This window comes from Jatrophihabitans sp., assembly GCA_036399055.1.
Lineage (GTDB): Bacteria > Actinomycetota > Actinomycetes > Mycobacteriales > Jatrophihabitantaceae > Jatrophihabitans_A.
The window spans coordinates 79,997-101,620 of record DASWNX010000035.1 but is presented as its reverse complement, the minus strand read 5'-3'; the positions used below and the strand labels follow the sequence as shown (position 1 = coordinate 101,620).

Genomic DNA, 21,624 nt, shown 5'->3' with positions numbered 1-21,624 from the left:
CCCGTCCCCACCGAGCCGCAGACGCGTCGACCCGGCTTCCAGCACGGCTACAGCGCGCAGGAGAAGTGTCGGAGCTAGCTGTGCGCCACGGCAGCAGGCGCTCGTGTCCCACTCTCTCCGCAAAGGAACACCATGACCTCCAGCGCCCTCGCACCGCGCGTCGAAGAGATCGCCGACGGCGTCCACGCCTACCTGCAACCAGACGGCGGATGGTGCCTGAACAACGCCGGCATCATCGTCGGCAGCTCCTCGACGGCTCTCATCGACACCGCGGCCACTGAACAGCGGGCCCGGCGGTTGGAGTCGGCGGTGATGAAGCTGAGCTCGCGCCGCCCCGACGTCGTGGTCAACACCCACTTCCACGGCGATCACACCTACGGAAACTTCGTCTTCGCACAGGATGCGACCATCGTGGCCCACGAAGACACCAGGGTGGACATGGCCGCGGCCGGCCTGCACATGCAAGGCCTCTGGCCCGATGTCGGCTGGGGCGCGGTCGAGGTCGCGCTGCCGACCTTGACGATCCGTGAGCCGAGCACCATCTACGTCGGTGGCATCCGGGCCGAACTGCTGACCTTCGGTCCCGCCCACACCCGTTCCGACATCGTGGTGTGGCTGCCCGACACCCGAGTGCTGTTCACCGGCGACCTGGTGATGTCGGGTGTCACGCCTTTCCTGACGATGGGATCGCTGTCTGGCTCGCTGGAGGCGGTGCGTCGGCTGCGAGAACTCGACGCGGCAGTCTTCGTCACCGGCCACGGCCCCGTCACCGACGCCTCGGTGCTCGACGTCACCGAGGGATACCTGCGCTGGGCCAAGGAGCTGGCAGAAGCGGGGATCGCAGCGGGCCTCTCGCCACTGGAGGTGGCCCGCGACGCGGATCTGGGCGCCTACGCGGGTCTCCTGGACTGCGAACGGCTAGTCGGCAACCTGCACCGCGCGTACGCCGAGGCCGCCGGCGCGCCCCCCGGCGCGCCGCTGGATGTCAACGCGATCTTCGCCGACATCATCGCCTTTCACGGCAAGTTACCGGCCTGCCAGGCTTGAGGCCGCCGGCACCGCCTTCACCGGGGAGTTCTCGGGCACACGCCCGTCGTGCTCGACGTAACGGTGCTTGACCAGCCAGTGACCGTCTTCCTTGGCCAGCACATCCCGGTTGTCAGTGCTGACATAAACCTGCAGCGACTTCCCCCGGGGGGTGGCCATGGCCAGGGCGTAGTAGCTGGTGTGCACCGACCCGTCGGCCTGGGGATTGACCTCGAGCATGCCCAGCCAGTGCCGTCGGACCTTGGAATCGGCCTGGATCTGCTCGACCCGTGCGCGTGCCGCCACCGCGATCGCCGCGCGGCCGTGCAGGGGCGCTGACACGTTCTGATGGAACACGCCGTCGTCGGTGAACGTGTCAGCCCACGCCTCGGCCGAACCGGAGTCCAGCAACCGCATCTGCCGGGAGTAGAACTGCTGCACCTCGTAGTAGATCTGCGCCTCTGAGGAGAGGTTGGCCGCCGGTGAGGTCATCTGCCTGCCTCAGTCCCGGCTGGGCTGCGCGAAGCCCGCCCGGCGCGCTCCTCGGCGTAGTTCTTGGCGTGTCCCAGCGTGGCCAGGCTGTTGCCGCTCAGGGCGGTCCGCAGGTAGTTGCGGGCCTCCTCGAGACCGGCGTCCGGGCCGAGGATCGCGGTGATCTTCGATTCCTTGACGGTGACCGTGTGCCGCGAAGTCGCGCGCACCTGCTCACCTTCAGGCTGCAGCAGCCAGTGCCCGGTGTGCAGCGACATCAGCGCCGGAAGCTCCAGTTGCTTGTACACGATCTTCTCGTGCGGCAGGCACACCCGGACTGACTCCGTCGTGTGGGTCGAGCCGTCCTTGGTCCTGGTCTCCATCCGCAGAACCTGCAGACCGGGGGTGTCCTCACGCAGGTCGACCGTCGCCACATGCGGCAACCGCTCCGACCACAACTTGGCCTCGTTGAGGAAGTCGTAGACGTCCTGGGCGCTTCCGTCGATCAGGATCGAGTCCTCGAAGCGGATCGTGCGCTGCTCGGCGTCTGCCATCGCCTCTGCCGCCGTCTTCAGGCCCAGCAGCTCCGAAGTGCTGTTGCGCTCGATGGCGGCCTCGATCCAGGCGACGTTCTCAGGTTCATCGCCGACAGCGGTGAAGTCGTGAAGCAGGACCACGCGGCAGCCCTGCTCGCCCAGGTCTTCGATGATCCAGCTGCCGCCCATGGACTCGACCGGATGCTGTGACACCTCCTGGCGGAAGTCGACCCGCAGCTCCTGCGGCGTGAGGGTCCGCCCGGACACCCAGGTCTTGACCTCTCCGTTGGCCGTGGCCCACAGGCGAATCCGCTCACGATCACCGGTCAGCTCCAGCTGCTGGGCGTAGACAGTCGGATGGAATATCTCCGGCCACCCCGTCACGTCGGCGATCAGGTCGTACACCGGTTTGGCCGGCGCGTTGACAAGCATTTCGTGGGACGTGCGGCGACGAGCGTCGTCGGTCATCGGGGTTCCTCCAGTGCAGTGGTTGGACAACAATTGCCGTCAGTAGTTACCGAGGCCGCCGCAGACGTTGAGGGCCTGGGCGGTGATGGAGGCCGCCACGTCCGAGACGAGGTAGCCCACCAGGCCGGCGACCTCTTCGGGAGTCGAATAGCGGCCCAGCGGGATCTTGGCGTTGAAGCGGGTCAGGATGTCGTCCTCGGAGGTGTCCCACGCCGCGGCGTAACCCTGACGCACCCGGCTGGCCATCGGCGTCTCCACGTAACCCGGGCAGACGGCGTTGACTGTGATACCGCTCTTGGCCAGCTCCAGGCCCAAGGCCTTGGTGAGGCCGATGACGCCATGCTTGGAGGCCGAGTACGGCGCGCCGAGGACCACGCCCTGCTTGCCACCGGTCGAGGCGATGTTGATGATCCGGCCCGAGGACTTGGTCAGCATCCCGCCCTGAGCCAACACCTCGCGGGTCATCCGGAACACCGCGTTGAGGTTGGTGTTGATGACGTCGAACCACAGGTCGTCGGCGATCTCGGCGGTGACGCCGCCGCCGCTGCGGCCGGCGTTGTTCACCAGCACGTCGATCGGCCCGAACGCGGCCACCGTCGCGGCCACGAGCTCGCGCACCGCGTCACCGTCGCGGACATCGGCGACCATGCCGTCGACCTCGCAGCCTTCGGCCCGAAGCTCCTTGAGCGTCGACTCGATCGAATCCGCGGTGCGAGCGCAGAAGAACACTCGGTGTCCGGCCGCCGCCAGCAAGCGCGTCACCGCCAGACCGATACCGCTTGTGCCGCCAGTGACGAGAACGACCTTGCTTTGTGCAGTCATATGACAGCCTCCAGGTAGTTGACTTGACGCTTCTTCAGATCAGGTTGAAAGTTGCCATCATCGACATGTCTTCATGCTCGAGGTTGTGGCAATGCAGGATGTAGCGGCCGGCTTCGCCGTGGAATCTGGCGATGACGTCCACGCGTTCGGAGCCGTTGACGAAGACCGTGTCCTTCCAGCCCGCGTCATAGGGCCCAGGCGGTCCGCCATTGCGCGAGACAACCTGAAAGCTCACCAGATGGACGTGGACCGGATGGTGGTAGTCGGAGACGAACGTCCACTTCTCGATCGCGCCCCGGGGAACGTCGGCGATGGACTCGGTCGGCGTGAAGAACTTGTTGTTGATCCACCATCCGCGTTCCTCGGCGCGGTGGAAGTCCAGGGTGCGGTGACGCTGGACCTTCGAGGCGGGGATCGGCTCGACGTCGGCGAGCTTGTCAGGGATCGAGGAGGTGTCGGCGACCTTGCCGGCGACGCGGAACCGCATCACCACGCCGGTCGACCCCGCGCCCGCCTTGTTGAGCAGGGTGATCTCGTCGCCAGGATGGAACGCCGAGAAGTCCAGCACGATCTCAAACCGTTGTCCCGGCGCGATCACCAGATCCTCGTGCGACACCGGCTTGGCCAGCAGGCCGGCGTCCGAGCCGATCTGCACCATCGCCGGTGTGGTCCGCGGCGAATCCAGAGCCAACCGCAGGACCCGTGCGTTGCAGGCGTTGAGCACCCGGAACCGGTAACGGGCCGTCTCGACGTCCATCAACGGCCAGGGAGCGCCGTTGACCAGGATCACATCGCCCATCACACCTGGCAGGGACGCGTCTTCGACACCCGGCTTCATCATGTGGGCGTCAGCGGACGGGTACTTCAACGCTCCGTCCGCGGCGAAGGCCCGGTCGCAGATCATCAGAGGCACGTCACGGGCGCCCGAGGGCAGCGGGAGCGCCATCTCCTGCTCGTCGCGGATGAGGTGGAAGCCGGCCAGGCCGCGATAGACGCTGGCTCCGGTGAAGTCCATGCGGTGGTCGTGGTACCAGAGCGTCGCCGCCGGCTGGTCCATGGGATAGGTGTAAGCCCGGCTGTGGTGACGCACATCGGCCTTGGGGTCGGGCGGCATATGCCCGGTGGCCGAAGAGCCATGGGGCATCGCTCGAACCGACTCGTCAGAGGTCAGGTAGTCGGTGGGATAACCGTCACTGTGCGGCGGCGTGTGCCCGCCGTGCAGGTGGACCACGGTGGGCACCGGCAACTCGTTGGTGTGGGTGACCACCGTGCGCCGGTCCCGCCGGGAGATGATGGTCGGTCCGGGGAAGACACCGTTGTACCCCCAGATCTCGGTCTTGTGCCCGGGGATGATCTCCTGCCTCGCCCTGGTCTGGCGGAGGTGGTAGTGATCGGTGTCACCGACGCGACGAGGAGTCAGGACCTGGGGAATCGGCAACCGAACGGTGAACGGCCGCGGAAGCGGCAGGTCACTCGACAACTGGTTCAAGTTGTCGGTGAGCCCATCCATCGGACTGGTGTTGCCGGTCTTGCCGAAAGTCAGTGCGGGGCCAGCGATCCCCCGCACCGACTTTCCACCGGACTGGAGCTCGGAGTAGGCGTACCCACCGAGCGCAGCAGTGCCGCCCACCACTGCCAGCCCGCTGACGAAGGCGCGCCGGCTTACCTGCCGAGCCATGCGCGTTACCCCCTCACCGACTGAGCCCGCAGCGATGACGTCACTTCTTGCCGGCGCTCGTGCTGTTGATGGTGAAGCTCTTGAACTTCTTGCCCTCGGGGGTGTACATCGACGCCGCTCCGGCAGCCACCAGACCGCCCTTGTCGTCGAGAGTGACGTTCTGCATGGCCCGGATCGTTCCGATGATGGTGTTGGTCTTACGGTTCTTCAGCGGGATCACGACCTGCAGGGTGTACTTCTTCGGCTCGAGGGACTGCTGCCAGTAGCCGGTGCCCGGCAGGGTGTCGGTGCCGATCTGGTCCAGCGTGCCGTCCTCCTTGAAGATCAGCGTGGCGCCACCGCTGGAGGGCAGGGACGAGCTGACCTTCACGACCCAGCTGCCGATGATCTCGGAGCTGTCGGACTTGCTGACGCCCGTGCTGGCGCTGGTGCTGGCGCTGGCGCTGCTCGAGGTGGAGGCCTTGGCGGCGGGCTCGGTGTCGGAGTCAGAGCTGCAGGCGGTCAGCGCCGAGGACGCGGTGAGGGCGCAGAGGGACACCAGTGCGATTCGCTTTTTGTACATGGTTATTTACTGCCTTTCGTTGACGCAGGTTGGCTGGTCGTTGACATTCGTTATCCGAACTTGGGTATCAAGTGCTCGGCGACCAGACGAAGGGTGGTCTCGCCCGCCTCCACCGGTAACTGACCGGAGTGGACGGCGAGGCTGAGGATGACGTCGTCGCCGAACCAGTCGGCGATCTGGGCGACCTGCGAGCTGACCTCGTCAGGTGTGCCGGCGAGAACCTGGTTGGCGGCGATCTTGTCGTCCAGCTCGGGCCGGGCGAGCTGCTCGGCGAGCTTCTCATATCCCGGGTAGGCCTTGCTGGTGGTTCCCGACCACGACCGGACAGCCTTGCCGATCGCCTCGCCGTTGCGCATGTCGTCGTAAGCGCCGATCTTGCGGGCGTTGACGCCGTCCTCATCGACGTATGCCGGGTAACTGAGCTGGACCAGTTCGGTTCCCGGCTCGTGTCCGGCCTCTTTCCAGGCTGAGCGGTAGGCGGCGAGCCGGTCCTGGATCTGCTCCCGGCTCAGGATCGCGCCGACCATCTGGATGTTGTGGCCGGCCTTGCCCGCCGCGATGCAGGAGTCGACGCTCCGGGCGGTGGTGATGTACACCGGCGGGTGCGGCTGCTGGAACGGACGCGGCAGCGAGGTGACCGGCCCGAAGCTGTGGTGGGTGCCTTCCCAGACCACATCCTCCTGCGACCACAGCAGTTTGCACGCCGCGATGCCTTCGTCGAACCGGGTCTGGCTCTCATCCATCGAGATGTCAAAGGCCTTGAACTCGTCGGGCAGGAACGCCCGGCCGAAGCCCACGTCCAGCCGGCCATGGGACAGGTTGTCCAGCATGGCCAGCTTGCCGGCCAGCTGAACCGGGTGGGTGAAAGCCGGGATGACGGCGCTGGTGCCCAACCTGATGGTGCGGGTGTGCGCGGCCAGCGCGGTCAGCAACGTCACCGGGTCGGGGCTGTAGCCACCGTAGGCGAAGAAGTAGTGCTCCACCGTGCGGACATGGTGGAACTCGAGGATGTCCGCCTGCTTGGCAAGCTGGACGCATTCGTCGTAGTACTCCGCCGGGTTCTTCTCGGCAGGCCCAACATTGGGGAAGAACGTTATCCCGAACTTCATCTTCGACCTCGTTCTCGATGGATTAGCCGGCCAACGCTGACAGGAACCGAGCTGGCCGTGAATGGTGCCCTCCATGGCTTGAAGCCAGCTGGAAGGCAGCTGGAACGCTGAGTCAGGCGCGGCCCGGCAGGTCCAGCACGATGCGCCGGGACCGGACTGCCAGGGCGCCGTCCGCCGCGCGGACCAGATGGTCGGTGACGACGCTGCTCGGGTCGAGCTTGACGGCGCCTTCGGAGGAGGTGTGGCTCACGATGGCGTAATACACCGCACGGATCGCGCCGTCGTCTGAGTGATCGACCTGGCGCATGCCGAACCAGTGATGGCGGTGCACCGCGGCAGCCTGGAAACGCTCGACCAGCCCGCGCATGACGGCGACGATTCCGGCCCGGCCACCGGGCACCGAGTCCCCTGCGCCGAGCGCGAAAGTCGCGTCTTCGGTGAAGGACTTGCCGAAACCCTCGACGTCGCCTGAGTCGAGCTGCATTTGCTGTGTCGCGTAGAACCGGTCGACCTCGAACAGCAGGTCCGACCCGACTTCACCAGTCGAGGCCACCATTCACCTCCATGACGTGTCCGTTGATGTACCTGCTGTGGTCTCCGGCCAGGAAGACCGCGGCTGCCGCGACCTCCTCGGCGGTGCCTGGGCGCCCACTGGCCAGTTTCTGGCTGTACTTGGCCCACACCACCTCGTTGGAGGCCAGAGCCCGGCCCATGCCTTCGTCGATGATCCCGGGCGCGAGGCAGTTGATCGTGATGCCCTGCGCCGCGCTCTCCACCGCGGCGACCTTGGTCAACATCTCGATCGCAGCCTTGGAGGCGCAGTAGGCCGAGGCCCCCGGCGCCACCCTGGTCGCCATCGCCGACGACATGGTGATGACGCTGCCGCCGCTGTGGGCGGGCAGGTGCTTGAGCGCGGCCCTGACCGTGAGGAAGGTGCCGGTCACATTGGTCTCGAACGTGGCCGTCCAATCCTCGACGCTCAGCGCGGCGACCCGCCCAGGGGCGCTCATGCCGGCGTTGGCGACGACGATGTCCAGTCCGCCGAACCGATCCACCGCCGCCAGCATCAGGCGATCCACCGAGTCGGGGTCGCGCACATCAAGGTGCTGGCTCGCGACCTGGTCCGGATACTTCTCGACCAGATCGGCGATGGCAGCGATGTCGCGCCCACCTAGGAGGACCCGGCAGCCCTCAGTGACGTATGTCTCGGCGATCACTCGCCCGAGACCTCTTGTGCCGCCGGTGATGACGGCGGTCTTACCCTTGAGACGCATGTACTTCCCTTCGCTCGACCAGGACAGCCTGAGTCAAAGCGCTGGATGCCCACTCGGACGCCGCTGGATTCGCCCCTGCCCGACCACGCGTCCAGCGGCGCTCAATGTCAGCTCCAGCGGCGCGACCGACAATCCGAACGCCAGAAATCGGCAGTACCGACCGAGCAAGGGCGACTCAATTGACCGACAGCGACACCTACTTCCAGCTCCAGCAGTTCTATGCCAAGCAGATGCAGAACCTCGACGGCGGCGATGCCGACGCGTTCGCGGCCAGCTTCACCGCCGACGGCGTCTTCGTGCACTACCCGCACGACGAGGTTCAGGGCCGCGACGCGATCTTGACGGCCACCCGCGAGGGTGTGGCGCGAACCCGCGCCCTAGGAGTCGTGCGGCGGCACTGGTTCGGCATGCTGGAGGTCACAGCAGGCCCTGACTCCACGATCTGCACGAGGTACTCGGCGATCACGTCAGCGGTCAACGCCGACGGCGAGGTCCGCCTGGAGCCGACCTGCATGGTCGAGGACGTGCTGGTGGCCACCGGCGACGGCGGATACCTCAACCACCGCCGCACTGTGCGCCGTGACGACGTGGAAGGGCCGAAGTGAGCGACAGCCCGGTTGCCATCGTCACCGGGTCCTCATCAGGCATCGGCGCGACCATCGCCGCTCGTCTGACCGATGCCGGTTATCGAGTGGCAGTCAACTCGGCTCGCTCGCAAGAGGCGGGCGAGGCGGTCGCGGCCAAGCTCGACGGAGCGATCTACGTGCGAGCCGATGTCTCCCAGGCAGCGCAAGCCCGTGAGCTGGTGGCCACGACCGTCGACCAGCTGGGACGGTTGGATCTGCTCGTCAACAACGCAGGCATCACCAAGGCAATCCCCCACTCGGACCTGGAGTCGGCGACCGCGGAGGTCTGGCGGTCCATTCTCGACGTCAACGTGGTGGGCACCTGGGAGATGATCACGGCGGCGGTGCCCGAGCTTCGCCGCAGCGGCGGCGGCTCCATCGTCAACATCTCCTCGATCGCTGGTAGCAGGCCTGCCGGCAGCAGCATCCCGTACGCGGTAAGCAAAGCGGCGATCAACCACATGACCCGGTTGCTGGCTGCCACGCTAGGCCCTGAGGTGCGGGTCAACGCGGTGGCTCCCGGCCTCATCGACACGGAGTGGACCGCCTCCTTCACCGAGGCACGCGAGTGGATGGCCACCACGGCGCCGCTCAAGCGAGTGGGCACCACCGATGACGTCGCCACGATGGTGCTGGCGCTGGCGCAAGCTGAGTTCACGACCGGTGAGATCATTCTGGTGGACGGCGGAACGCACCTGCGCTGAGGCACTTGGGCTGCCGAGGTCCACGAACAACACCAGAGAGGACGCCGACGTGTCGCGCATCATCGAGGGGGCGGCGGATCGGCCTGCGGCGACGCCGCCTCGAAAGCGGCTCACCGCCGAAGCGGCCGTCGTCATGCTGGCCTGCCTCGGCCAGTTCCTGGTCGTCCTCGACGCATCCGTGGTGAACGTGGCGCTGCCCTCGATCAGCGATGACTTGCACTTCTCGGTCACCGGCCTGTCGTGGGTGACCAACGCCTACGCGGTGACCATCGCCGGGCTGTTGATGGCCGGCGGCCGCTCGGTCGACATCTTCGGGCGCAAGCCGGTGTTCATCTCCGGCGTGGTGGTGTTCACGCTGGGAAGCCTGCTCTGCGGCGTGGCGCAGTCCTCGGAGATGCTGGTCGCCTTCCGGTTCGTCCAGGGCGCAGGCGCCGCGGCGATCGGGCCGGCTTCACTGGCCATCTTGATGACGAGCTTTCCCGAGGGGCAGCGGCGCGCCAAGGCCCTGGGCACCTGGAGCGCTGTCGGGGCAGCCGGCGGAGCCGTGGGCAACCTGGTCGGCGGCGTGCTCACCGACACCCTGTCGTGGCGATGGGTCTTCTTGATCAACCTGCCGGTGGGAGTGTTCGTCGTGCTCCTGGCCCTGAGCTATCTGGAGTGGGGAAGGGAAGGCGCGCGCCGCAGGCTGAACCTGTCGGGCGTCATCACCATCACGCTCGGGTTGTCGCTGATCGATTTCGGGGTCATCCAGGCAGCTGATCACTCCTGGGGCGCCGCTCGCACGATAGTGCCGCTCATCGCCGGCGTCCTCAGCCTCGTCGGGTTCCTGCTCCTGCAGGTGAAGGCGCCCGAAGACCCCCTCATCCCGACCCGAGTGCTCAAGTCGATACCGGTCATCACCGCGAACTTCGCCATGTTCGCCACCGGCGCGGCCTTCTTCAGCATGTGGTACTTCGTCTCGCTCTACCTCCAGGACGTCCGGCATTACACCCCGCTGGAGACCGGTCTGGCGTTCCTGCCGCAGACCATCACAGTCGTTCTCTTCGCCAGGGTGCTCACCCCCAGGCTGCTCCACCGAACCTCGCCCCGGACCGTCGTGATCCTGGGCGCCACCCTCTCGGCCATCGGCTTCCTCGCGCAATCGAGAATGGGCCTGCACGGCAGCTACCTGATGACGGTCGCGGTGCCGGGAATCTTCGTCACCGCAGGCATGGGCCTGCTCTTCACCCCCCTTGCCACCGTGGCCACCGCCGGCGCGGCGCGTGCCGACGCCGGGGTGGTGTCCGGGCTGATCAACACCTCGCGGCAGGTGGGTGGTTCCATCGGCCTGGCGACGATGGTGACGGTGGCGGCTTTCCGAAGCCGGTCGGTGCGCGATGACGGGGTGGGGCGGTCAGTCGAGCACGCGCTGAGCGCCGGCTACTCGTGGGTGTTCCTGGCCTCGGCCGTGCTGATCGTCCTCGGCGTGCTGCCTCTGGTGCTCACAGCCGCGCGCAGGCCCCCCGAAGCCGCTGAGCACACCCTCGCGAAGTCTGGCTGACCCCCTGCCGGCCGGACTGGCCTCGTCAGATCACAGGCCCCCCGTTCCAGCGGCTGGCCCGCCGACCCGGGCCGTGGAAGATCTTGATCGGGCCGGTAGACGCCCGGAGGTCGCCCACGGTACTTTCGCTGAAGCTCCCACATCACTGACACAAGGGGATTCATGTGATACGTACTAGTTTGTCCGCACGCAAGGGGGCCATCGCGCTCCTGTCGGGCGGCGCGCTTCTGCTCGGCGGCCTTGCCACCATGCCCGCTAACGCCGCTCCCGTGCAGTCGGGCTGTGACGCCCGCACCAACAACACCTACAGCAAGCTTCTGGAGTGCGTCCGGCTCGAGGGCGTGCGCGAGCACCAGGCCGCGTTGCAGGCCATCGCCGACGCCAACGGGGGAAACCGGGCCGATGCCACCCCCGGCTACTTCGCGAGCGTCGACTACGTCCTGGGCGTGCTCGCCGCCGCCGGCTGGGACGCCGAGAAGGTCCCGTTCCAGTACAACGCCACCGACGCGTTGCTGCGCCAGATCACACCCACGGCAGCCACCTACCCGACCGGCGCCTTCACCGGGACCGGCGAGGGCGACGTCACCGGCAACGTCATCGGAGTCGACCTCGCCCTGACCGGGGCACGCGCCAGCACCAGCGGCTGCGAGGCCAGCGACTTCGCCGGCCTGGACTTCTCCGGCCCGAATGACATCGCCCTGATCCAGCGCGGTGGCTGCAACTTCACCTTCAAGGCCCTCAACGCCGAAGCTGCCGGCGCCGAGGCTGTCATCATCTTCAACCAGGGCGACGCCAGCCCCGGGGACCGCACCGGCCTCATCGTCGGCACGCTCGGCGGCGCGGATGTCGTCGACATCCCGGTGGTCGGCGCTTCCTTCGCGCAGGGCCAGGCACTGGCAGTCGCAGGCTCGACGGCTCAGGTCGTCGTCGACTTCCTGGTCCGCTCGTCCTACAACGTCATCGCTGAGCTTCCCGGCCGCAACGACGACAACGTCGTGATGGCAGGCGCCCACCTGGACTCGGTTCCGGAAGGCCCGGGCATCAACGACAACGGCAGTGGCTCGGCGGCGCTGCTCGAGATCGCCCAGTCGCTGTCCAAGCTCCGTCCCGAGAACACCGTGCGCTTCGCGTGGTGGGGCGCCGAGGAAGAGGGCCTGGTCGGTTCGACGCAGTGGGTCGCCCAGCAGTCGCAGGCAGAGCTGGACCGGATCGCGCTGTACCTCAACTTCGACATGATCGGCTCGCCGAACTACATCTTCATGGTCTATGACGCCAACGAGTCCAGCTTCGAGGCGCCGGCCGGCGTGACGATCCCGGAGGGCTCAGCGGCCATCGAGAGGGTCTTCGAGTCCTTCTACACCCTGCGTGGCGAGCCCTATGACGACTCGCAGTTCAGCGGTCGCAGCGACTACCAGGCCTTCATCAACAGCGGGATCCCGTCCAGCGGGCTCTTCACCGGGGCCGAGCAGATCAAGACCGAAGAGCAGGAAGCCATCTGGGGCGGCACCGCAGGCGAGCAGTTCGACCCCTGCTACCACCAGGCCTGCGACACCTACGCCAACAACAACGACCACGCTCTTGAGGTCAACTCCGACGCGGTGGCCTTCGCGGTCCTGACCTTCGCCTACTCCACCGAGGCCGTCAACGGCGTCCCCGGCACGAAGGTCCCGGGCAACTTCACCATTCCGGCGCCCGCCGGACCCGAGCACACCTTCGCCGGCCCGCTCGGCGGCGACAGCGTGCACGACCACGATCACGGGACCCAGGCTTCCTGAGTCCGACTTATCCGAACCAGCGCCCCTCGCCACCTCGGTGGCGAGGGGCGCTGGCGTTTCTGAGGGTTGGGCGTTTCTCAGGGTCGGGCGGTCTGGGGGTCGGGCGGTCTGGGGGTCGGGCGGTCTGGGGGTCGGCGGTCTGAGGGTCGGGCGGTCTGGGGCCGGCAGACCCGAGGCAGCGGACACCAGGTCGGGGCCATGAAGGCGCGTCGCGGTGGGCGCCGGGGACGGGCTTGATCGAGGCGGTAGACGCCGGAGGTCGCCCACGGTACTTTCCCTGCAGTTTCCAAATTTTCCCGACACAATACGAATTCGCCTGACACAGGGGGACCATGTGACACGTACCAGTTTATCCGCGCGCAAGGGGGCCATCGCGCTCCTGTCGGGCGGCGCGCTTCTGCTTGGCGGCCTTGCCACCATGCCCGCGAACGCCGCTCCCGCGCAGTCGGGTTGCGAGACTCGCACCAACAACACCTACGACAAGCTTTTGGAGTGCGTCCGGCTCGAAGGCGTGCGCGAGCACCAGGCGGCGCTGCAGGCCATCGCCGACGCCAACGGGGGAAACCGGGCCGAAGGCACTGCCGGTTACGCCGCCAGCGTCGACTACGTCCTGGGCGTGCTCGCCGCCGCAGGCTGGGACGCCGAGAAGGTCCCGTTCCAGTACGAGGCCACCGACACCTTGCTCCGGCAGCTCACCCCCGTGGATGCGACCTACCCGACCGGCTACTTCAGCGGCATCGGCGAGGGTGACGTCACCGGCGGCGTCATCCCGGTGGACGTCAAGCTGACCGGGGACCGGGTCAACAGCAGCGGCTGTGAGGCCAGCGACTTCGCCGGCCTGGACTTCTCCGGCCCGAACGACATCGCCCTGATCCAGCGCGGCGCCTGCAACTTCTCCTTCAAGGCCATCAATGCCGAAGCAGCCGGCGCGGAGGCTGTCATCATCTTCAACCAGGGTGACACGATCGGCACGGGCGACCGCACGGGTCTGTTCATCGGCACCCTCGGCGGCCCCAATGTCGTCGACATCCCGGTCCTCGGCGCCAGCTTCGCGCAGGGCGAGGCCCTGGCCGCCCCGGGTGCGACCGCTCATGTGAAGCTCGAGTTCGTCACCAAGAGCTCCTACAACGTCATCGCTGAGCTCCCCGGCCGCAACGACGACAACGTCGTGATGGCAGGCGCCCACCTGGACTCGGTTCCGACCGGCCCGGGCATCAACGACAACGGCAGCGGCTCGGCGGCGCTGCTCGAGATCGCCCAGGTGACCTCCAAGCTTCGCCCTGAGAACACCATCCGTTTCGCGTGGTGGGGCGCTGAAGAGTTGGGCCTGGTCGGTTCGACGCAGTGGGTCGCCCAGCAGTCCCAGGCAGAGCTGGACCGGATCGCGCTGTACCTCAACTTCGACATGATCGGCTCGCCGAACTACATGTTCATGGTCTACGACACCGACGAGTCCAGCGGACAGGCGCCGGCCAGCGTGCCGATCCCGGAGGGCTCAGCGGCCATCGAGAGGGTCTTCGAGTCCTTCTACACCCTGCGTGGCGAGCCCTATGACGACGCGCAGCTCAGCCGGCGCAGCGACTACCAGGCCTTCAGCGACAACGGGATCCCGTTCGGCGGGCTCTTCACCGGGGCCGAGGTGCGCAAGACCGCAGCGCAGCAGGCCATCTGGGGCGGCGTGGCAGACCAGGAGTTCGACCCCTGCTACCACACGACCTGCGACACCTACGCCAACAACAACGACCACGCTCTCGAGGTCAACTCCGACGCGGTCGCCTTCGCGGTCATGACCTTCGCGCACTCCACCGAGGCCGTCAACGGCGTCCCCGGCAAGAAGGTCCCGGGCAGCTTCACCATTCCGGCGCCCGCCGGACCCGAGCACACCTTCGCCGGCCCGCTCGGCGGCGACAGCGTGCACGACCACGACCACGAGGCCCAGGCTTCCTGAGTCCGGCTTATCCCCCTCAGCGCCCCTCGCCACCTCGGTGGCGAGGGGCGCTGATGATGTCGCGGCGCGCGGCAAGGTGGTGGGGACGGCCTGGGCGCCTGGGAAGGTCTTCATCGTCGGTAGACGCCGGAGGTCACCCGGAGTATCTTCGCTGAAGCTCCGAATTACGGACACAATGCAAATATGCTGACACAAGGGGACCATGTGACACGTACTAGTTTGTCCGCGCGCAAGGGGGCCATCGCGCTGCTGTCGGGCGGCGCGCTTCTGCTTGGCGGCCTTGCCACCATGCCCGCTAACGCCGCTCCCGCGCAGTCGGGTTGCGAGACTCGCACCAACAACACCTACAGCAAGCTTCTGGAGTGCGTCCGGCTCGAAGGTGTGCGCGAGCACCAGGCGGCGCTGCAGGCCATCGCCGACGCCAACGGCGGAAATCGGGCCGAAGGCACTGCCGGTTACACCGCCAGCGTCGACTACGTCCTGGGCGTGCTCGCCGCCGCCGGCTGGGACGCCGAGAAGGTCCCCTTCGAATACCAGGCCACCGACACCCTGCTGCGGCAACTCACCCCGGCGCAGGCGACCTACCCGACGGCCGGCTTCACCGGCACCGGCGAGGGTGACGTCACCGGCGCGGTCATCCCGGTGGACGTCAAGCTGAGCGGGGACCGGGTCAACAGCAGCGGTTGCGAGGCCAGCGACTTCGCCGGCCTGGACTTCTCCGGCCCGAACGACATCGCCCTGATCCAGCGCGGCGCCTGCAACTTCACCTTCAAGGCCATCAACGCCGAAGCGGCCGGCGCGGAAGCTGTGATCATCTTCAACCAGGGTGACACGATCGGCGCGGGCGACCGCACAGGCCTGTTCATCGGCACCCTCGGTGGTGGTGGTGACAACATCGTCGGCATCCCGGTCCTCGGCGCCAGCTTCGCGAATGGCCAGGCTTTGGCCGCCGCCGGTTCGACCGCTCAGGTGAAGATCGACTTCCTGACCAAGACCTCCTACAACGTCTTCGGCGAGCTTGCCGGGCGCAACGACGACAACGTCGTGATGGCAGGCGCCCACCTGGACTCGGTTCCGGAAGGCCCGGGCATCAACGACAACGGCAGCGGCTCGGCGGCGCTGCTCGAGATCGCCCAGGTGACCTCCAAGCTTCGCCCTGAGAACACCCTCCGCTTCGCGTGGTGGGGCGCTGAAGAGCTGGGCGTGGTGGGCTCCACGCAGTGGGCCCACGACCAGTCGCAGGCCGAGCTGGACCGGATCGCGCTGTACCTCAACTTCGACATGATCGGCTCGCCGAACCACATCTTCATGGTCTATGACGCCAACGAGTCCAGCTTCGAGGCGCCGGCCGGCGTGACGATCCCAGAGGGCTCAGCGGCCATCGAGAAGGTCTTCGAGTCCTTCTACACCCTGCGTGGCGAGCCCTATGACGACTCGCAGTTCAGCGGCCGCAGCGACTACCAGGCCTTCATCAAGAGCGGGATCCCGTCCAGCGGGCTCTTCACCGGGGCCGAGGTGCGCAAGACCGAAGAGCAGGAAGCCATCTGGGGCGGCACCGCAGGCGAGCAGTTCGACCCCTGCTACCACCAGGCCTGCGACACCTACGCCAACAACAACGACCACGCTCTTGAGGTCAACTCCGACGCGGTCGCCTTCGCGGTCCTGACCTTCGCCTACTCCACCGAGGCCGTCAACGGCGTCCCCGGCACGAAGGTCCCGGGCAACTTCACCATCCCGGCGCCCGCCGGACCCGAGCACACCTTCGCCGGCCCGCTCGGCGGCGACAGCGTGCACGACCACGAGGCCCAGGCTTCCTAGGTCCGAACTCACCCGAATCAGCGCCCCTCGCCACGTCGGTGGCGGGGGGCGCTGATGGTGTGCGCGCCGTTCAGTCTCCAGGGCCGGCGCGCCTCGTCGGCGCACGCCCGGTCCGAGATGCGCCCGTCCAGCAGCACCGTCTGGGCGGGCGGTCGAACTCATCACTGCTCCCCCGCGTTCTGCCAGGCCCCTCGGGCGCAGTGGTTAAGAGGTGCTCACCTGCTCACCTGGGTGTGGTCACGGGCCAGCCGGGAGCACGCCAGCAACGCCAGGCCGATGAAGGCCACGCTCAACACCAGGCCGGTCGTCACAGTGGAGCCGAGCTGCACGCTGGTCGCCGCGATCAGGCCGACCACAACGCAGAGATCGGTGGCCGGGCTGAGAAAGGCGAAATACCTGCCGATGTGATGTGAGGGCACCAGTGCCTGCATCTTGGTGAGGAAGATCGCGGTGGCTGCGCCCTCGCAGAAGCCGATCGCCACCAGGATGGCGAGGGTGGTCCAGAAGTCGTGCACCACGAACAGGCCCGCCCACAACACCGCTTCGATGGCGCTGAGCGCGAGATAGGACCTGCCCGCGCCGGCCGCCACGAGGCGCCTCACCAGCAGCCCCCCGACGACTCCGCCGACGGCTATGGCGGCGATCATCGCGCCGTAGCTGACCGACCTGGTCTCAAACCGCTCCAGCACGAGGCCTGGCAGCAGCACCCGCCGGGCGCCTATCGCCACCGAGTAGGCCAGCGCGGTGAAGGTGTACAGGCCCACGACGGTAGAGCCGGTGACCGCCTCGTAGGACTGCCTGAGAATGCTTCGCAGCCCCCACGACGCCGGCGCCGATGTCGGGCCGGCGGCCTGCTCGCGGCCGGCGACCGCGGACTTGTGGACCGAGGACAGGCCCAGCAATAACGCCGATGAGGTGAGGGAGAACACGCACTCGGCGAAGAAGATGTACTCATACCTGGCGACGGAGGCGATCACCGCGCAGATGACCGGCCCGATCACCACAGCGATCCGTTCGGCGCTGACGATCTCGCCGCTGGTTTGCGCCTGCTTCCGCGGCGGTGTCAAGGTGTTCCGCAGTGCCATCCGGGCCGGGATTCCGGGCAGCGCTGCCAGCCCCACCGCTACGGCGACCAGTTGGGCGATCCAGGCGTGAAAGGCCAGCGGATACAGCAGGACCAGCATCCCGCCGAGGAGCGAACTGCCGATCGCGACTGGCAGCACGTTGTGCCGCGAGACGATCTCACCGGCCAGCGGCCCGAGCAGGATGTTGGGAACCACGGCGAGAGCCAGCGCCACACCGGTGGCCATGCCCAGGCCGAACCGGTGCAACAGCAGCAGCGTCAGGCCGACCGATGTCATCGAGAAGCCGAGGTGCAGGAAGAAGATGCTCAGCACCAGCCGGCGGTGGGGCGTGCGGGAGCTCGCGAAGGCAGGCCTCACAGATCACCGCCTCGGTCCAGCGTGGTCTGCCTGCCGACCAGCCTCACGGTAGCGGCCATGGCATGGCCGCACCTGCTCGCGCGCACTGCGGCACTCGCTTCTATGACGGCGCAGATCGAGGTGCGAGGATTGCCCAAACCCAACCTGCTCAAACAGCCTGGCAGAAGTGTCACGCGACAGGCCGGGCCGTGTCGCGGCGCCTCAGCTGAACACCGAGCACCACGGCTAGCGGCCACAGCGCCTGGGCCCCGGCAAGCGCCCGCTCACTGAGACCCAGCAAGGCGCCTCCCTGAAGCTCGAGCAGGAGCCACCCCAGCAGCGCGGCCAGCGACAACGTGGCGAGCCGGGCGGTCCGGCGAGCCGGCAGGCCCGAGGCGGCAGGCCACCCGGTCAGGGCCGCGAAGGCCAGCGCCGCCGCAGGTAGATGACCCGCCGACGGTTGCGGCAGCGCGGCGACCAGAACTGTGGCCACGCCGCCCAGCGCCAGCAGGACGCGGGCGGGTCTGCCTGCCTCAGGCACACCCGCCGCAGTCACCAGGTGGCAGATGCCCAGCAGCGCCAGCGCCGTCGTCATGATCGCGCCGGCGACGCCGTCTTGCGCCGCCAGCGCGCTGATCGTGTCCCGCAGCGGGTCATAGCCCTCGGACTCAACGGCCTCAGCCCAACTCCAGCCGCCGATCAACGCGACCGGAGCGACCCCCGCTGACAGCACTGCCCATCGGCGCACCGGGCCGAGTCTGCCAGCCCCGACTCGCTCAGCCCAGAGCCAATGACAGGTAGTCCACCTGCTGCTGCTTGCGCATCAACACATGCTCGATCAGGTGCTCCAATGCCTCGCTGCGCGGTTCCTGGCCGGTGCTGGGGATCACGGCATGCAGGGTGGCCATCACCTGCTCTTCGCGCTCGAGAAACTCCCGCAGTGCCGTGCCGGCGTCGGTGCTGGGGACCGGCGGCGCCTCCATGGGGCTCAGCTGGCCGCCGACAGCCGCCAGCTTCTCGACCAGCAACTGAGTGTCTGCGACCTCGGCCACCGCGTAAGCCTGAAGGCGGTCCTTCAGGTTCAGCGACAGCGGGCCCTGCAGGTTGCCGGCGAGCAGGGTCAGGCTCACCAGCGAGCCGAGCTGCTGAGACACCGCCGCCGACAGTTGCTTGTTGACAGCTTCCACGTCCATGGCTTCATCGCCCACGGCCTGACCCCTTAATCCGGTGTGCACGTCGCCTCGCGGCGCGTGGCCCAGACGCTGCGCGCTCAACGCCGTGCGGGCTTGGTACTCCACGACTACCAGCCTCGGCCGTCGGACACAAACCACCACCCGTGCCACAGGCGACAGCCGGGCATCGCTGGTGCGATGCCCGGCTGTGCGCGGCTATCTGAGCCTGCCTACAGCGCGGCCGATCTGCTCACGGCCTGCTGCCAGTGCTGAGCGAGCGTCATCGGCAGGCGATCCTGGCCGCGTCGCGGTAGGAACCCGTGGCGGGAACGAACGCGACATCGGCGCTTTCGGCGTGCAGGGTCAGCCGGGCATAGCCGTAGGACGTGTTGTCCTTGGCGGCGGTGGTCGAGCGGCCGGTGACGCCGTAGTGGTTCTTGCCTCCCTGGCCGGAGACGATCTGGACGATCCCCCGGGCATCGTCGCGGACGCCGGAGGGGTTGAGCGGGTAGAACCGCTCGTAGTCGTGATCGTGACCGGACAGGATCAGCTCGGCTCCGGCGTTGTACAGGGCCTGGACGAACGGTCCCATCGACGAGTGGTCGCCGTGGGTGCCGCTGGACCACCGGGGCTTGTGGAACATCGCCCCGACACACTTGTTCGGGTGGGCGGCCAGGTCGGCCTTCAACCATGCCATCTGCGCCCCTCCCGCGGTGATGTCTCGCTCGGAGTTCAGGGCGAGGAAGTGCCACGCCCCCACGTCGAAGGAGTAGTAACCCTTGGTCCGGTCACCGGCGAGGGCCCCGAAGTAGTCGTAGTAGCCGGCGGCGCCGGCGGTCTCGTACTCGTGGTTGCCGGGGATGGGCTTGGTCTTGGACTTCAGCGGACCCCAGGACTTGTCGTAGGAGTTCTGGAAGTCCGACAGCGCGCCGACCTGGTACTGAAGGTCGCCCAGGGCCAGCACCTTGGACACAGCTGTGTCGCCGATGATCTTGTCAGCCACCGCTTTGTGCTGGCAGCTCGACCCGACGGTGTAGCCGGGCGCGCAGGCGATGTCACCCACGGCCGCGATCACCGGTGAGGTGGTCGGGGCGGTGCTGGTCGGCGCGGGGCTGGTCGGAGCAGTGGTGGTCGGCGCGGGGCTGGTCGGAGCGGCGCTGGTCGACGCTGTGCCGTATTCGAGCACCAGCTGCGGCGGGTTGGCCGCTTCCCTGCTGTCGAAGTAGCGGGTGGCGGTCGCGCCGGTGCTCACCCCGAAGGACCTGACCCCGCCGCGAACGGCGCTGGTCACATCCGCCGCCGTCCACTGACCGGCGGTCAGCGTGCCGGTGACGCCGACCTGGGCGCCCAGCGCGGGCCGGTTGGCCCAGGTCAGGGTTCGCTCGTCCCAGGTGCCCGAAGTGCTGAACACCTTGGACGCAGTGACTCCGCTGGACCGGGAGAACAGCCGCAGGGTGGCCTTGGTGACGGTGGCCGTCGGGGCCGGGAAGCGGAGGTAGGACACCGCGACCGCCGTGCTGGTCGCGTTCTGCTGCAGCGTGGTGGCCAGGCCGTAGTTGGTGCTGGCGGCGTTGGACTTGACGTAGGTGTCGGCAGCCGAGGACACCGTCTCGCCGGTCACCGGGATCACCGGCGAGGCGTTGTAGGCGCTGGCCATCGCGTCGGTGTACGCCTGGCCGAACTGGGTGGTCGACTCCACGCCGGTTCCCTCGCCCCACTCGTTCCAGCTGGTCATCAGCTGCCACTGGGCGCCGGAGCTGACCTGCTCGGCAAGCGCGGACTTGAAGGTGGCCAGGTTCCGGGCCAGCCGCGGCGCGGCCTCGTCGAACTTCCAGAAGCCGGGCGAGACGTTGGAGGACCAAGGCAACACATGCTGGATGGTCGAGGCCGGTCCGTACTGGTGCCAGGCATCAGGCTGCACGGCGCAGTCGCGGTAGCCGTGCATGACCTTCATGTTCAGGTAGAAACGGCCCTGGTTGGCCGACGCCCAGCGCTGGGTCACGTCGCAGGTGGTGTCATCGGCGTTGTAGACGAACAGCACCGGCCGTCCACCCATCCGCTGCCACGAGGGGCTGGCGGCGGCCTTGGCGGCCAGGTAACCCAGATCGGAGCCGAGCTGGGCGGCGCTGGGGTCGCCGAAGCCTTCCTTCTCGTAGTACGGCATCACCTTGAAGCCCTGAGCCGCGGCGGTGTCCAGCAGCAGCGGCAGCCGCTTGTCGGTGCTGGTCGCCTGCCCCCACCAGGAGGAGATGAAGGCGTTCAACCCGGCGGCCTTGGCCTGACGCACCTGAGTGCTCACCACCGCCGGGTCACTGCTGTCGTACTTGCCGGCGGTCGGGGTGTACTGAGACTGCCAGTGCTCGGTCTCGGGGAACCACCCGTAGTAAAAAGCCGCCCGGATGGGCGCCTCGGCGGCGCCGGCCGGAACGGTCTGGTTCTGACCGACGAACATCACCAGGCCAGTCACCAGCAGTGTTGACAACAGTGCCGACACCACTGGGAGTCGGCGAAGTCGGGTGAATGTCCTACGATTGCGTCGGTGCCAGGCTGCTTTCGACGTTTTAGCTGTGTTTGGCTGACTGTTCAGCATCACGAACTCCGTCAATCGGGGGTCTTGGTCTGACGGTTGCTCCCATGGCTTGGGCCGCCTGGTTACCTAGAGTGACCAAAACGC

Annotated in this window: 19 protein-coding genes; 7 read left to right on the top strand and 12 right to left on the bottom strand. The window is 67.5% G+C overall.

Annotated features, from left to right (window positions below; all coding sequences use genetic code 11):
* The first annotated feature begins 132 nt into the window (after window positions 1–132).
* A complete protein-coding gene (locus VGB75_16345; protein HEY0168616.1) occupies window positions 133–1,047 on the top strand; it encodes an MBL fold metallo-hydrolase in 915 nt (304 codons plus the stop codon).
* On the opposite strand, the gene VGB75_16340 is transcribed toward VGB75_16345, so the two are convergent.
* From VGB75_16340 to VGB75_16305, 8 genes are all read right to left on the bottom strand, one after another.
* Window positions 1,027–1,518, bottom strand: a complete 492-nt coding sequence (locus VGB75_16340) for a nuclear transport factor 2 family protein (GenBank protein HEY0168615.1) — start codon at window positions 1,516–1,518, stop codon at window positions 1,027–1,029. The genes VGB75_16345 and VGB75_16340 overlap by 21 nt on opposite strands.
* Window positions 1,515–2,501 (bottom strand): aromatase/cyclase, encoded by a 987-nt coding sequence (locus VGB75_16335; GenBank protein ID HEY0168614.1) that lies wholly within the window; start codon window positions 2,499–2,501, stop codon window positions 1,515–1,517. Before VGB75_16335 ends, VGB75_16340 begins: the two co-directional genes overlap by 4 nt.
* 39 nt (window positions 2,502–2,540) lie before the next feature.
* Window positions 2,541–3,323, bottom strand: a complete 783-nt coding sequence (locus VGB75_16330) for an SDR family NAD(P)-dependent oxidoreductase (protein HEY0168613.1) — start codon at window positions 3,321–3,323, stop codon at window positions 2,541–2,543.
* 34 nt (window positions 3,324–3,357) lie between these two features.
* Window positions 3,358–5,001, bottom strand: coding sequence for a multicopper oxidase domain-containing protein (locus VGB75_16325; GenBank protein HEY0168612.1), 1,644 nt, complete (start codon window positions 4,999–5,001; stop codon window positions 3,358–3,360).
* Window positions 5,002–5,041: 40 nt separating this feature from the next.
* Window positions 5,042–5,563 (bottom strand): hypothetical protein, encoded by a 522-nt coding sequence (locus VGB75_16320; GenBank protein ID HEY0168611.1) that lies wholly within the window; start codon window positions 5,561–5,563, stop codon window positions 5,042–5,044.
* A 50-nt stretch (window positions 5,564–5,613) separates the two neighbouring features.
* Entirely contained in the window at window positions 5,614–6,672 is a 1,059-nt protein-coding gene (locus VGB75_16315) for an LLM class flavin-dependent oxidoreductase (GenBank protein HEY0168610.1), read from the bottom strand.
* 112 nt (window positions 6,673–6,784) lie between these two features.
* On the bottom strand, window positions 6,785–7,228 hold the full coding sequence (locus VGB75_16310; GenBank protein HEY0168609.1) for a nuclear transport factor 2 family protein: 444 nt from the start codon (window positions 7,226–7,228) through the stop codon (window positions 6,785–6,787).
* Complete coding sequence (locus tag VGB75_16305) at window positions 7,209–7,946, bottom strand: SDR family NAD(P)-dependent oxidoreductase (GenBank protein HEY0168608.1); 738 nt, start codon at window positions 7,944–7,946, stop codon at window positions 7,209–7,211. Before VGB75_16305 ends, VGB75_16310 begins: the two co-directional genes overlap by 20 nt.
* Window positions 7,947–8,125: 179 nt before the next feature.
* Here VGB75_16305 and VGB75_16300 point away from each other — a divergent pair, with 179 nt between their 5' ends.
* From VGB75_16300 to VGB75_16275, 6 genes are all read left to right on the top strand, one after another.
* Entirely contained in the window at window positions 8,126–8,551 is a 426-nt protein-coding gene (locus tag VGB75_16300) for a nuclear transport factor 2 family protein (protein HEY0168607.1), read from the top strand.
* On the top strand, window positions 8,548–9,276 hold the full coding sequence (locus VGB75_16295) for a glucose 1-dehydrogenase (GenBank protein HEY0168606.1): 729 nt from the start codon (window positions 8,548–8,550) through the stop codon (window positions 9,274–9,276). Before VGB75_16300 ends, VGB75_16295 begins: the two co-directional genes overlap by 4 nt.
* A gap of 49 nt (window positions 9,277–9,325) precedes the next feature.
* Entirely contained in the window at window positions 9,326–10,816 is a 1,491-nt protein-coding gene (locus VGB75_16290; GenBank protein HEY0168605.1) for an MFS transporter, read from the top strand.
* A gap of 248 nt (window positions 10,817–11,064) precedes the next feature.
* A complete protein-coding gene (locus VGB75_16285) occupies window positions 11,065–12,591 on the top strand; it encodes a M20/M25/M40 family metallo-hydrolase (GenBank protein ID HEY0168604.1) in 1,527 nt (508 codons plus the stop codon).
* Window positions 12,592–13,009: 418 nt separating this feature from the next.
* Window positions 13,010–14,539 (top strand): M28 family peptidase, encoded by a 1,530-nt coding sequence (locus tag VGB75_16280; GenBank protein ID HEY0168603.1) that lies wholly within the window; start codon window positions 13,010–13,012, stop codon window positions 14,537–14,539.
* A 204-nt stretch (window positions 14,540–14,743) separates the two neighbouring features.
* A complete protein-coding gene (locus VGB75_16275; protein ID HEY0168602.1) occupies window positions 14,744–16,357 on the top strand; it encodes a M28 family peptidase in 1,614 nt (537 codons plus the stop codon).
* Window positions 16,358–16,572: 215 nt separating this feature from the next.
* Here VGB75_16275 and VGB75_16270 read toward each other — a convergent pair whose 3' ends face one another.
* The 4 genes from VGB75_16270 to VGB75_16255 all read right to left on the bottom strand — a co-directional run bounded on the left by VGB75_16270 (window position 16,573) and on the right by VGB75_16255 (window position 21,417).
* Window positions 16,573–17,799: an MFS transporter gene (locus VGB75_16270; GenBank protein ID HEY0168601.1), complete on the bottom strand. Its 1,227-nt coding sequence runs from the start codon at window positions 17,797–17,799 to the stop codon at window positions 16,573–16,575.
* Window positions 17,800–17,968: 169 nt separating this feature from the next.
* A complete protein-coding gene (locus VGB75_16265) occupies window positions 17,969–18,526 on the bottom strand; it encodes a DUF998 domain-containing protein (protein ID HEY0168600.1) in 558 nt (185 codons plus the stop codon).
* Window positions 18,527–18,554: 28 nt separating this feature from the next.
* Window positions 18,555–18,986: a hypothetical protein gene (locus VGB75_16260; GenBank protein ID HEY0168599.1), complete on the bottom strand. Its 432-nt coding sequence runs from the start codon at window positions 18,984–18,986 to the stop codon at window positions 18,555–18,557.
* 244 nt (window positions 18,987–19,230) lie between these two features.
* Window positions 19,231–21,417 (bottom strand): DNRLRE domain-containing protein, encoded by a 2,187-nt coding sequence (locus VGB75_16255; protein HEY0168598.1) that lies wholly within the window; start codon window positions 21,415–21,417, stop codon window positions 19,231–19,233.
* Window positions 21,418–21,624: the final 207 nt, after the last annotated feature.